The 13,983-nt window shown below is 47.2% G+C and carries 11 protein-coding genes; all 11 read left to right on the top strand.

Annotated features, from left to right (window positions below; all coding sequences use genetic code 11):
- The 11 genes from GO493_RS24145 to GO493_RS24195 all read left to right on the top strand — a co-directional run bounded on the left by GO493_RS24145 (position 1) and on the right by GO493_RS24195 (position 13,983).
- Positions 1-4,974 carry a phage tail tape measure protein gene (locus GO493_RS24145; protein WP_157308804.1) on the top strand — a complete coding sequence of 1,658 codons (4,974 nt, stop codon included), beginning with the start codon at positions 1-3 and terminating at the stop codon, positions 4,972-4,974.
- Positions 4,971-5,189 carry a hypothetical protein gene (locus GO493_RS24150; RefSeq protein ID WP_157308805.1) on the top strand — a complete coding sequence of 73 codons (219 nt, stop codon included), beginning with the start codon at positions 4,971-4,973 and terminating at the stop codon, positions 5,187-5,189. Before GO493_RS24145 ends, GO493_RS24150 begins: the two co-directional genes overlap by 4 nt.
- Before the next feature lie 64 nt (positions 5,190-5,253).
- Complete coding sequence (locus GO493_RS24155) at positions 5,254-6,360, top strand: head maturation protease, ClpP-related (RefSeq protein WP_157308806.1); 1,107 nt, start codon at positions 5,254-5,256, stop codon at positions 6,358-6,360.
- 104 nt (positions 6,361-6,464) lie between these two features.
- Positions 6,465-6,776, top strand: a complete 312-nt coding sequence (locus GO493_RS24160) for a hypothetical protein (RefSeq protein ID WP_157308807.1) — start codon at positions 6,465-6,467, stop codon at positions 6,774-6,776.
- Between the two features lie 36 nt (positions 6,777-6,812).
- Entirely contained in the window at positions 6,813-7,835 is a 1,023-nt protein-coding gene (locus GO493_RS24165; RefSeq protein WP_157308808.1) for a hypothetical protein, read from the top strand.
- 32 nt (positions 7,836-7,867) lie between these two features.
- Positions 7,868-8,437, top strand: a complete 570-nt coding sequence (locus GO493_RS24170) for a hypothetical protein (protein ID WP_157308809.1) — start codon at positions 7,868-7,870, stop codon at positions 8,435-8,437.
- Positions 8,438-8,452: 15 nt separating this feature from the next.
- Positions 8,453-8,719 (top strand): hypothetical protein, encoded by a 267-nt coding sequence (locus GO493_RS24175; RefSeq protein ID WP_157308810.1) that lies wholly within the window; start codon positions 8,453-8,455, stop codon positions 8,717-8,719.
- Positions 8,720-8,724: 5 nt separating this feature from the next.
- Positions 8,725-10,116 carry a phage portal family protein gene (locus GO493_RS24180; protein ID WP_157308811.1) on the top strand — a complete coding sequence of 464 codons (1,392 nt, stop codon included), beginning with the start codon at positions 8,725-8,727 and terminating at the stop codon, positions 10,114-10,116.
- Positions 10,103-10,804, top strand: a complete 702-nt coding sequence (locus tag GO493_RS24185) for a hypothetical protein (protein WP_157308812.1) — start codon at positions 10,103-10,105, stop codon at positions 10,802-10,804. Before GO493_RS24180 ends, GO493_RS24185 begins: the two co-directional genes overlap by 14 nt.
- Before the next feature lie 246 nt (positions 10,805-11,050).
- Positions 11,051-11,398 (top strand): hypothetical protein, encoded by a 348-nt coding sequence (locus GO493_RS24190; protein WP_157308813.1) that lies wholly within the window; start codon positions 11,051-11,053, stop codon positions 11,396-11,398.
- A gap of 2 nt (positions 11,399-11,400) precedes the next feature.
- The gene (locus GO493_RS24195; RefSeq protein ID WP_157308814.1) at positions 11,401-13,983 is read left to right on the top strand and encodes a hypothetical protein; all 2,583 of its coding nucleotides are present in this window, start codon (positions 11,401-11,403) and stop codon (positions 13,981-13,983) included.

Here is a 13,983-nt window from a genome sequence, read left to right on the forward strand (position 1 = left end):
ATGGCGACAACATTCGGTAAAGTCACGAAAATATATGATCTCCGTACGCTGGGGTATGATCGGCTGATAAAGGAACAGACGACCGTTACTGCCAACTGGGAGAAGGCCTCTCGGGCAAAGAGAGAGTTGAACAAGGTTGCAGCAGAAACAGCCCGGGCACAGGGCGTAGAGTCAGAGGCGTATAAGAAAACTATTCAGCAGCTGGCAGAGCTGAAGGTAAAAGAGGCTGAGTTGCGTGTAGAGCGTCAGAAGCTAATCAACGAACAAAAGGCACAACAGGCGCAGCGTCAATCAGAGATCACGCAACGTGAGAAAGGAAAGCAGGCCATTGAGAACGAGAAACTGGCACAGCAGCAGCTACGTACAGAAAGGGAACGTGCCGCAGCGCAGCTGAAGCAGGAACAGTTGACGCGTCAACAGGAGATTAACCAGCGGAATAAGGAAAAGCAGTCAGTAGATGCTGCGGCTGGTAGCTATAATTCGTTAAATAGACAGTATAGAGAACTTTATAACCTCGTTAAAAGTGCTGGACCAGGTAGCAATATCAACTTCAGGGGGCAGACGCTGAATTATGATCAGGCTATTTCTAAGCTGAAACAATTGGCTGCGGCCGAGCAGGATTTCCGACGTCAATTTCAACGTGACGGGCTTCTTGTTGGTGAATATACCTCTGGCATTGTTCAGGCCTTTAAAAGGATGGGACTTGGAGATCTGGTGGGTGCCCAGGTTACACAGGCGCAACAGAGGCTGCAGCAGCTTAATACCACATTCAATGGTCTGAAACAGCAGTTAGAACAGGTCCGCGCTACCGGTAAAGGCAGCTTGGAACAGATTGAACGTCTCCTGCTGGAGAATAGAAGGGAAGCCATCGCACTGCAGGAACAGATAAGGGGAGTGCGTAGTAGTTTATTAGGCTTTGGAGACATCGGTAACCAGATCACAAAAGGCATTGCCCAGGGCTTTAAAGACATGCGCACCCAGCTGGCGCAGTTTGTGGTTGGGTACCTGGGCTTCCAGGCGATATTGTCCGGCACGCAAAAGCTCATCCACCAGAACTATGAGCTGTCTGACAGCATAGCACAGATAAAGATCTACACCAAAGGTACCACAGAGGATGTAAGGGATCTGGTGGACGAACTGAAGAAACTGGATACCCGTACCTCTTTACGTGGATTGACTGATATTGCCGCTATTGTTGCTAAGAAAGGTGTCGCGCGTGATGAAATAGTAGGCGTTACACAGGCATTGGACCAGCTGTTTGTTGTCCTGGGTAAAGAGGTGGGCGATCCGCACGAGGCTGTGCAGAGCATGGTGAAGCTCGTTAACGTGTACAGCCATGATCAGCATGTTACGGCAAAGAATATCTCCGATATTGGTGCCGCTATTGCGAAGCTCACCAGTTCTGGTGTTGCTACTGGTCGGTTCCTGATCGACTTCTCCGAGCGCATGGCGGGTATTCGTGGTATTACCGGCCTTACCATTGATAAGGTACTGGGCCTTGGTGCCGCACTGCAGGAATTGGGACAACGTTCTGAGGTGTCGGCGACTGCTCTTTCTCAGCTGATCGTTAAGCTATTCACCAACGCCGAGAAATATGCTGCCATAGTAGGTAAGTCAACAGCAGAGTTCAATAAGATGCTGCGCGATAGCCCAATCGATACGTTTGTACTGGTCGCAGAGCGGCTGAAAGGGAACGCTGGTGAGATGGAGAAGTTCTTCGAAGGTGTTACTGACTTACATGTACGTGGTGGTAGGATCATCGGTGTGCTGGGTGATATCGCCGGTAACGCAGAATACGCAAGAAAGCGTTTGAAAGCTGCTACGGAAGCTCTTGGAGATCAGGCTGCATTAGCTTATGCCTTTGGGGAGAAGAATAAAACTTTTGCAGCCACCCTTGATCAGATTGGAAAAAAGTTTGAATTACTTGGAGCCAACAGGTCTGTACAGATCTTACTGGCTGCAATTGCTGGCCTCATAATCACGTTGTTGAGCAATATTCCAACCCTTTTATTATTAACAGGGCTGTGGACTACAGGCTGGGCATTAATGAATAGAGAGTTATTCCTTGCGCGCGCTAATCTCCTGTTAGTTAACGCTCAATTGTTGGCTGGCAGATTGGCATTGGGTGCAATTACAATCGTTACAAACTTTTATACGGTAGCTCTAACTCTCCTCACAGGTACTTACAGAGGGCTGACTATTGCCGCTACGGCATTCAGTCGTGTGTTATTGGCGACACCTATCGGATGGATCTTGGCGGGCGTTGGCCTTCTGGCTGGAGCAATGGCAGCCTTCGCCGGTACGGTATCTGGCACTACGGGTAAAATCGTAGATCATGCCATGAAGATGAAACTGATGGGAGAGATTCAGGAGAAAGTACAACAGCAAACAGGTGCGACGATTAATAAGATAGCATTACTACGCAGTGTGATGGCTGATAGTAATATCAGCATGAGTTCAAGGAAGAAGGCGCTAGAGGATTTGATTGCATTAAACCCTGAATATCTCAAGGGATTAACGCTGGAAAATGCTGTAACTGCTGAAGGAAAAAATCTATTGGACGGTTATATTGCTTCTTTGCGAGAGAAAGCCGAGCTGCAGGCAGGGGAGGCAATCGCAAATAAGGCCATTGAGGAAAGAACCCGATTGGAAAAGACCCTATTTGACCTCGAATTAAAGCGGAAGCAGGGCAAAACTGGCAAATATGAGCTTTCAGATGAAGAGCAGAAGTTTCTCTCTCGTGGCCGTCAATTACCTTTTGGGGCTGCAATTGGTGCGGTTTTCGGTAAGTCTTCAGTAGATAATGCTATTGACAATGTAAAAGATGCGATTTCAGCCGCGACCGCACAAGTTGATCAGGCCAACGTATTTCTGAAGAGTAAATATGATCAAATTGGTAAAACAACCAAGAAAGAAGACGGAACTAAATCTGGGCCGCCAAAGCGCACGCCTTCATACTTAGAAGGGCTAATAGATGACCTGAACAAGCAACTTAAAGTCACCGAAATAGGAACAGAGGCGGCTAAGCAGCTGAAAGAAGAAAGAGATAAACTGCAAAAAGAGTATGACGATGCCACAAAAAAAGATACTGACAAAACTTACTCTGGAGCAAAACTATCGGGCGAACAACGGGATGTACTTAAAGAGGCTGATGCCGCTCGCGACCAGCTACTGGCTGATGAACAACTGAGGTTTGCAAAGGGGGAGATAGATGAAGCCACTCACCTGCAGAACATCCTGAAGATTAACCAGGATGCTATTGATAAAAAGATATCCTTACTGAAAGGTGCTAATGCAGAGGAAAAGAAGGTGATATCAGACCTGAAGCTGGACCGCATCACCCAGGAGAGGGAGACGAATGAGAAGCTGTTTAAGCTCGAAGAGGACCGGCTGAAGAATCACCTGGAGAATGTAAAAAAGAATGCTGAACAGGATGCAAAAGCTGTTGCTGATAATCCTGTTGCTACCGAAACGGAGAAAGCACAGGCTAAACTTGATGCTGATAAAACCATACTATCGGCGCAGGAGGCGTATAATGCTGCAATGGATACCCTGGAGAAGCGGTTCTCTGTTAATTCCAAAAAGAATGCTGAAGAGCGTGCTACGGCAGTAAAGCAGATCAATGCAGACGTGAATAAAGATCTGCTCGTAGCATCTAAGGCAACAATTGCTGATTTGAAAAAGCAAGGGGAAGCAGCTGTTGCAGCATATAAGGCTACCATTGAAAAGCAGAAAGCTGTTGTCGCAAGCAGCAATAAGACCGGAGCGCAGAAGAAGCTATTAACCGACACGCTGAGCAAAGCAGAGAACGTCGGTATTCTTGCCCGGGAAGTAGAATCAATGAACCAGCAGCTTCCAATATACAAGAAGCTGCTGGATGAAAAGAAGATCACGGAACAGGAGTATAATGACTTCCTGACACAATTGTATGAGAAACAACAGGCATTATCTCAGGCTGCAACTGATGCTCAGAAGAAAGATATGCTGAGTCTCTCCGATACAATTAAAGGTGTTATTTCAAAGCTCTTTGGCACAACAGATGAGATGACGTCTGTCATATTCAATGCACTCGCCGGCGCCTTCGATCTCGCTAAGTCCGCAATGAATAACTTCTTTGATGCTGAGCAGAACAGAATCCAACAAAGTAAAGAAGCTGCGCTCGAGCGTCTGGACCTGGAAAAGAAGCGTGTTCTCTCAATCGCGCAGAGTAAGGCTGAGGAGGAGCGGATCGAGAAGCAATATGACCTAAAGAAAAAACAGATAGAGAAGGATGCGGCTAACCGGCTGAAGGCTCTAAAGAAAAAGGAGGCCAGATTATTACTTGTATCTGAATTGGCAGCCATTGCAGCAGCTGCTGCCTCCAACCCGCTGAACGGCGTAACTTTCGGTGCTGCTGGTGTGGCGCAATATGCAGTTCAAGCGGCATTGGCGCTTGGTAGATATGCCATCCGAGTGGGAGAGATCAACAACACCCAGTTCCGGTATGGTGGATCTGCTGATGTTCCTACTAGGGGTGGAAGGTTCGGCGGAAACTCTCATGAACAGGGCGGTACACCTTTTATCTATAAGGGCCGAACCTTTGAGGCGGAGGCGAATGAACTTGCAGTGATCAGGACGAGGAATGCAGCACCAGGCAATTATACTATATCCGGCAATCACACACAGATTGCTTCTGCGCTCAATGAGCTGGGCGGTGGTATACGTTTTGCACCTGGCGCGAAGGTTAGTAGGTTTGAATATGGGGGCGGCCTGGGAGAATCATTGCAGCCGCCAGTGTTCGTTCCTACCATATATAATACAGCCGTTTCTTCATCTGGCGGGCAGGGTGATGCCCTTCTGGTACTGATGGAACAGACTAAGGCCATTCAGGCGATTAATGGCCGTATAGATCGAATAGAGGTAGTGCAGGTTACCGGTACCGTTACCGCAGCGCAACAGAAGCAAGTGAAACAAATCAGCGTAGGTACATTATGAGAATGACCGAATTAGATAAGAAACTACAGGAAATAGCCCTGGCCAACTGGGAACAGTTTGTTCACCTGGTTGGCCAGGATGCTATTCTATCAGCTAAGATCTGTTTGTTACGCCAAAATAAGGCCAGCTATGGCGAGATTGAAAACCGGTTGGGTATTACTACCAACCAGGCCCGGTATGGCTGTCAGAAGTGCGAGGATAAGAAAACTCTGTGAAAATTTCCCATAGAAAAAATCTTTAAGACTATATGATAATCTTTATGATTGCAATTTTGTAATCATGAAGCGACCTGCCCAGATATTCAATTTCCGCATACAGAATGCCTCTTCTGATTCCGTCGACATATTCATCGACGGTGAGATTGTTGATGCCGGTACTCAGGAGTTCTTACGTGAATGGTGGGGAGATGACACAACAGTGTCTTTCAAGTCCTTCCGTGAAGAACTGGGAAAGCATGATGTAGGTACTTATAACATCTACATCAATAGCCCTGGTGGTCAGGTAACTGACGCCATGGCTATGCATGATCATCTTCAGGATCTGAAAGCAAAAGGGAAAAGGATTAACACGTTCGGCCGTGGTATTGTTGCTAGTGCAGCCACTTATATCCTAATGGCCGGCGATGCTCCAGAAATGAGTGCCAACAGCTGGTTCATGATCCACAATGTTTCTGGTATTGCATGGGGCGACGTTAACCAGCTGGAACAGATGGCTGCCACGATGCGGAAGTTTAATAATGCCGTTCGTGACTTCTACGCAAAGGCCACCAGCATGCGTAAAGAAGAAATCAGCAAAATGATGGATGCGGAAACCTGGATGCTGGCCGATGAAGCTAAAAACAAGGGCTTCATTAAGCAGATCTCTGGAGAGGCATCATTCACCAATCTCCTGCAGGAAGAATACTGGAACTATTCCAATAAGGACGTTCTGGCGGCTTACAACTCCGCCGTGAAAACGCCTGCGTCTCCTTCCGCCCTCACCATAGATACCGTACAACAGCTCATCAACAATTCAAACAACGATATGAAAAAGTTTTTCCAGAACATCCTCGACAGCTTGAAGAACCTGAAAACAGAGGATAGCGCCAAGCCGGCTGACATCGTGAACCAGATCACAGAGGCATTGACCAAGCCCTTTGAGGACCTCGGAGCCGAGATCGAGAACAATGTCAATACGGCTGTTAATGCAGCCAAAACAGAGCTTCAGAATGCTCTGAAAAGGGACTATGACGAAAAGATCACAGCCCTGGAAAATAAGGTTACTGAGCTCGAGAAAAAGAACGGTGAGCTGGAAACTGAACTGGCTGACAACAAAGGCAAACAGACCAATTCCGGCAAGCAGGAAGACGGTCCTAAGCCGATCGGCAATTTTAGCAATGCCAAATAAAACAGTACATCATCTGCCAACCTTAAAAACCTTTTATAATGCAAGCAATTGACAATTCCAATCTAATCAACTATTGCAAATCTGGGTGCAATATAACCAGCTTCTTGCCTGCGGTATCATACACATATGATCCTGTGGAAAAAGAGGTAGTTGTGACGGATGGATCTACCTACGCAGCCGGCGATGGCTTGAAGAAAGTGCATGTCAAAGTGCACGACAACTTCGGCAAGGAAGTCCGTGATACCATTACGGTTACCGGTGCACCTGGTGCAAAGACTATCGACGTCTCCACCTTGAACGCCAGTAAAGGTCTGAACATTACTGCCACAATTATCACGAATGTGGACTTCCATGCAGATGGCAGCGCCTTCGTGATTCAGGCAGCCGGCAACCTAGCTAACTGGGACAAAAAGTAAATCATCATCTGCCAACCATTCTAAAACCTGAATAATATGTTTCAAACGTTTTCTATTGACTCGCTCAGCTTCTTCGAGGCAGTAATCCAGCCGGCCTTCGCTGATATTGTGCCGACAGGATTCCCCTTCCAGGGCACGCTGAACGAGTTTACCATAATGGATAATGTGGTATCCAAGCGTCCCATTATCGATATCCGCAGGGTACAGAATATCCTTCAGCGCCGTGATGGGTCCTGTGATATCAACTACAAAAAGGTAGTTGGCGCCACCACCAGACAGATCGCTGTAGAAGAAGTATATGGTGCAACCCAGTTTTGCCGTAACGAATTCTACCAAGGCTGTCTGAAAGACTTCCGTGCAAATGACCCGTTGTTCGGTAATAAGATCCTGCCTTTCTTCCAGGGTGCTGTTAACGTTGATATTGCTTCCAATGCTTATTTTGGCGACGTAGACCGCATATCTCCGGTTAATGCGCAATGGTCCACCAACATCTTTGATGGCATCTTCAAGTGGATTAAAAAGTACATCACCGGTGGTGTTATTCCTGCTGGTCAGACTATCGCTATAGCAGATGGCACTGACTACACAACTAACGCTACAGCTGCGTACAACCTGCTGAACAGTATGTATAACAAGCAACCGGTTTTGATGGATGCTTTTCTTGACAGCCAGAAGGCATTCTATGTCTCTAAAGACATAGCATCCGGCTATGAAGATTACCTGATCAGCACTGGTACTCAGGCACAAGGTTATACGCTGCTTGCCAACGGCATTAAGCAGTTATCCTTCAAGGGCATCCCCGTCCTGGTAGAAAACATATGGAAGCCCATCATTGCGGAAATCAAAGGATCTCTTGGACATGCGGCTATCCTTACCCTGCGGGGCAACTTCGTTTTTGCTACTGACAAAAACTACGGTGAAGGCGAAGACGGAAAGACTGCACTGGAAGTGTGGTATGAGAAAAAGGAAATGCAGTGGTACTACCGCATATTCATGAAAGCCGGTACTCAGATAGGCCTGCCTGAGTTCAACGTGATCGCCCTTTCCAGCTGGTCTTAATCTTATTTCTTAACAACTTTTATTCAACAATTATGCTGTGCGTATTATTACAGGAATATAACAGGGCATGTTCCGGGGTCGCTGGTGGTATCTCCGATATCGCCATATTTGACCCATCCGATTTCAATTTCACCCAAACGACCGCTACCTCACCTTATAGTGCAGTAGCTCTCCGTGCCGGTGCCACTGCGGAGAACGGAGGCAAATTCTTCATCATCAACTTCCAGTACCGGGAGGCTGAATGGACGTGGAAGCAATCGAAGAACGGTTGTGCCTCCAAGTATGAACACGAATTTAAATTCCAGCTTGCTGAAAACAGCAATACCCTAACCAACTTTCTGCAGGCACTTGATGCAGCCAGCTGCTGCTGTGGCATTGGCATAGCTGCCCGACTGAACTCTGGCAAAATCATCATTGCCGGTGAGAAGTATGTTAATGCAAGTTCTATTACCAAGTTCGTTGTAGAGCAGGATGGTTCAGACGGTGGTAGCGGTAAGGAGTTGGATAACCCCAACGTGGGCAATATCCTGCTGAAGGGTAACTACTCTCGTAACCTGCGTGAATACTCAGGTACCTGGGCTTCCATTGAGGCATTGATGTAATCTCCATTCAGTTGTATGGGAAAAAAGAAGAAAAAAATGGTTACGATTAAGAAAGAATATCAGTCCGCTGTTGTCGCATTCGGTAACAGCGGACTTCCGCTTGGACAGCGGGATGACCTGCTGGATCTCGCAATTATTGCCACGAAGAGTGGCGATCCTTCCTTACTTCAGCTCTTCGAGCCTCTTCCATCACTGGAGGAGCTACAGAAGATGAAAGTTCAACCACTCCTTCCCGTGATTGAAGCACTGAAAGAAACTGCATCACCAGGTACAGAAGAATAAAGCAAATGGCTAAGCAGCAAACCACGAGCAAACCGGCAGCAAAGAAATCCACAAAGGTTAGCAATGAGATCCGACTGGATGCCAAGAATCCTATCCCGTTCGATGGCGGACGGGCATTTTCTTTTGTGAATAATACTGAATATCTGCCCTTCCTGGATGGAAAGGACGATTTCGGGCAGCAGCTGCTGGAGTGTAGAATTCTGTCAGCGACACACAACCGGTGCGTAGTTTCAAAGGCCAATTATTGCGCAGGTGACGGTTTTATGGATACAGACGGAAATGAGCTGCCTACAGAGTTGACGGATTGGTTGGCCAGTATGAACATGAAAAATGAGGCAGCTACAGAACTGACCAGACGCATGTTAGAAGACATCTTCACCTGGGGTAATGTTCCGATAGAGATTGTTCGATTCAAGTCTGCTGGCAAGAAGTATGTATATGTTTATGTACACAACTTCCTGGAATGGCGACTTGGAAAGCCTGACGAAGATGATATCGTTCAGTACGCCATTCAATCAAAGCTGTTCCTACGTAATCAGCGCTCACTCACGCCTGATGAGATCAGCCGATCCAAGAAACTTCCTCTGTACAATCCCCGGAAGAATAAAAAAGACAACTGGTACCAGGATGACAAAGGAGTGGAGCGCACTTTAATATGGCTAAAGAATTCAGTATCTGGATTTTCTCAGTATGGTCTTCCTTCAGCTATTGCCAGTATGATTTATCAGCTGCTGGAATACAAGGGCGCCCGTTATAACCTGGACAACTTCGACAACAACATGGTTGTTTCTGCTCTGTTGGCTATCAAGGGTAATATCAGCCAGACAGAGGCAGATCGTATAGGTAAAAAGGCAATACAGACGCACACCGGTGATGGTAAGCGCGGGCGTGTAATGGTGGTTGCCTCGGAGGAAGGTATTGAGGGGTCCGATCTTCATACGTTCGACACGCAGAAGGAAGGATCCTTTAAGGATTCTGATGATAAATGGATGCAAAAGATCATCTTGGCGAATGAGTGGGACGCAGTACTGGCGGGCATCCAATCCGCAAGCACGATGGGTAAGGGCTCCGGATTCCTTACAAAGATCATTGAACATATTAACCGGACGGTAATTCTGCCGGCACAGAAAAAGCTCATGACAACTGTATGGAGCCACATATTCACCATCGCAGGTGAATGGATGGACTGGGATCTTAAGAAGTTCAACCTGGCCATAAAGAGCAATATTGATATCTCAGGCCTTACAGATGTTGATATCACACCTGCGGTTACTGTTGACGAAGTAAGAGAGGCTAAAGGCCTGCCGAGGGATGGAGGAGAGCGTGGTAAGAAATACCTGGGTGAACTGAAGGTTAACCAGCAGCAGAAAAAAGGAGGTGACAATGTACAGGATTAACAGATTAATGCGTGGTGTGTTGATCACTACAGATGAGGTGCTCTTTCATGCACCGACGCAACAGACTATTGATCCCCGGATAATTGAACAATCTATCATTGTTGCTGAAGAACGCATTATCAGACCCGCTCTATCTGATGATCTTTATTATGCCCTGATTGAGCAAAAAAACACGGAGGTTACAGCCGAAAACAAAGCCACGCTGGAACAGCAGATTAATGATAGCCTGCCGGAAGGATCAGAGCCGGTTGTGCTGGCTGTTGGTGAAATAGTCAACGCAATGGAATTCCTGAACGCGGGCAATATGAAGCTATGGAAGCAGCATTTGTGGAAACTGACTGCTGAATGCGTAATGCTGTTAGCTACTCCGGAAGGATTCGTACAGTTCGGGGCGCAGGGCATTATCCATACCCAACCGGCATCCAGTCCAATGAATACTTCAGGCCTGGTCACTCCTGAGCTTCGGTCAGTAAAATGGGTAATGGACAAGAAGATGATGGACCGGATAGACCCGTTGACAGAGGCCATGCACGCATGGTTATGCCGCTATAAGGCCGATTATTCCCTGTACAAAAGAGACTGTGGTTGCGACGCTAAAGGTGTGGCATACAAACGTAAATCTGACATTGTACTGGGACTGTACGATGATATTGATAACCCTCATTCCTGCGGCTGCTATGAAGATTAAAAACATAATCATTGGATGGGGGAAGCGTTTTAGCTTTCTTCCCACTTCTGAGGCAGAGAAAAAGCTGTCTCAATTGAGAATGATGCTATGCAGTGGCTGTCCAGATTCTATTGAATCAACAGCCTTGAAGATCATTAATGGCGAAGGCGTATATGAGCACCGACTGGCGTGCACCAGGTGCAAGTGCCCTTGCCTTGAGAAAAGCATCGTTGTTGAAGAGTATTGTCCAATCGGAAAATGGTAACAATGGAAGGATACTTTGATTATTATAAGCTATATCTCGCCGGACAATATACGCCGGTGGAAATTAACATGCTCACCAACATGGATGCAGAGCCCGACCACTATCCCGTTGAAGTATACGATCTGGATGGGAATGATGTCGGTACCGCAGCTAGTAAAACGGCCTATGTCACTTTGTGGAATGCAATCCCCACTAATTCTGCTATAGGCATATTAAAAGGCGGCCAAGGCCCTTTCTCATTTGTTCTTGAGTTGAAACCCGGACAAACAGTACCTGCGAAAGTAACAGGAGATCCTGTGCATCTCTTTTCAGGTATATTCTCTAACCAATTCGGATCTGAATTCAACTAAACATGGCAACATCAATCGAAATATTCAAAGAGGCGGTAAAAACATCAATAAAAGACAAGGTAGCAGAGGGTTCCATCCTGAATTCTGATATAGCTGCGCGATTCTACGACGCTGCAGATCTTATCCTGTCTGTTGCTGCTGAAGGGGGCGTAGGCCTCGAAGGAGCAGCGACACCTTCTACCAACCCCGGGGCGCCAGAAGGGAAACGTATGTGGATCACTTCAACGCCGGGAACTTATACTAATTTCAGTGGCGTTGAAGTGAATAATGGAGAGCTGGTGTTCCTTATTGACAATGGTACAGCATACACTAAACTCGTTGTACCGGTTGATCCTGTTCCTGTAACAACTGTGCAAGTAGCTGGTGTTGGAAAAAATAAGCTGGATTCAAGCGCCTTCGTTGAAGGGAATGTTAATAGCTCCGGTACTTTGGACGCCGTTCTCCCGCTAACCGGCTGGCAGAGAACTGCACGTGTACCTGTTGTTGCCGGCACCACATATACGTTCAGTGCTGTTGGATTCACTGCCAGCAGTTCTAAATATGTTGTGTTCTACACCGCCAGCAATGTCTACATAAGCCGTGTTACAATCACAACAGCCCCTCCATTCTCGTTCACGGTGCCGGCTACTGCAACAAATATTGTCATTAACCTCAAAGAGCCGGCGAACGCAGCTCCCACAAATGTTCAGCTGGAAATAGGTAATGCTGCGACAGCGTATGAGGCATATATACCACCAGTTAATGCAGCTGACACAATAAAGACCAATCCTTTAGCAGCAAGTTATTTGATAGACTCTCCGGGAAACAGAGCATTTATAACAGCGATGCTCAACAATAATGTTACAACCCAGAATGTATATTCTAAGAATATACTGGATGAGGAGAACATTAAAGTAGGGCTTGTCAGTAGTTCGGGTGTAATTCTAACAACAGCCGGCTGGTTACGCAGCGATAAGACTCCAATAACGGCTGGCAGTGTGTACACCTTTTCTGCGCTCAACTATGTCCCATCAACGGCAAAGGTACTGGCATACTATACAGCAAGTGATGTGTATATCACACGCACGAGTGTAGCCACAGCGCCGCCATTCACGTTTACTCCACCTGCAGGAGCTGCATATTTTATCCTTAACCTCAAAGAGCCAACCGACGCGACTACCCCATCACAAATGCAGGTGGAAAATGAAAACGTAGCCACAAGCTATGTCCCGCACAGAAAAACGGTTATATCCCAGATTCTGGGGTATGATTTGTTGAGTAGTAATTCTTCCTCTGCTCCCACGACGCAGATACAGGCCTTGGTTAATCTGTATCCGCAGATATATGGAAAGCTACAGAACTTCAGGAAGAGGTATGCCGGCCCTCTCAACGCAACTGCAGATGATAGAGTGAAGATCATTATGGAAGGAGACAGCATCTTCGCTCGTGAGATGCACACAACAATTGGTCCAGTGGCACCAGCATCTTACCCTCCTACGTTTGTTACAAACAATTTTGGAGCTAACTTATTCCGTTCTCTCCTCAGCCTGGAACGGCCTGTCTACTCACGCTGGGACAAGGCAGGCACCTTTACAGAGACAGGTACCTGGTCTATAGAAACTACCGGTTGGGACGACGCCGGCACCCGCCCCAACGACACAAGACTTTCCACTACATCAGCCGCGGCGCTATCCTTTGCTGTAGCAGCTGCATACAATAGATTCAACTTCGTAGACAGAACCGATCTGGCAGCATCTACCAGCATAGCTATTGCTGTAACAGGTGGTGCCGGAAAGGTAGAAGTAAAGCTACCTGGTGCAACAGTTTGGGTAGAGGCCAACGGCGCATTATTATCTCAGCTGGAGGTAGCCGGTACTCGGCGAAGTAATAGCGTCTATGCACGTCGGGTGGAGTTCAGAAAGGTCGGGGCTACTATAGGTACTTCCGTCACTATTACGTTAACCAAACCAGCAGATAGCACCAAATTCCTATACTGGGGTCTAGAACTGATTAGCGGCGCTAAGCCTTATATACAGCTGGTTAATATTGCACGTGGTGGTAACACCCTTGCTCAACTGACCAATTACATTCAGAACGATCTCATAGAGCGCAAGCCTAACCTGGTACTCTTCGAGATACCGCTTCTGAACATGGTAGCAGCCAGCCAGCTACCATCCTATAGCGTGAACTGGGTGCAGGACTTCCTATACGGCGACCGTGCAGGAAATACTAACACCTGGAATCTGAAGACGGCCAGTAACAACTGGGTTGACTTCGAAGTGCTGTGCGTACTTCCTCACTTTGCACGGAGTTACTTCAACTCAGACGGTTCAATGATCACTCAATCATCAGGGTACACGATGGCGGAGATATGGAGTGCTGTTAAGTCGTTCTTATACGAAAAAGGAGATATCCCGTTCGTTGATATGTCCGCAGCGTTTGTTCGCGAGGCAGAAAGTGGCTATTTGGGCAACTATTACAACGCGTTCGCCGGCTCTGGTGTTAATGGTAACACGCTATCGAGCGATGGCGTACACCTGAATGATCGCGGTACGGCTGTCTACGCCAAACACTTGTGCCCAATTTTCGACCTCAACTCTATCTAA

Source organism: Chitinophaga tropicalis, from assembly GCF_009758205.1.
In the GTDB taxonomy this organism is placed as follows: domain Bacteria; phylum Bacteroidota; class Bacteroidia; order Chitinophagales; family Chitinophagaceae; genus Chitinophaga; species Chitinophaga tropicalis.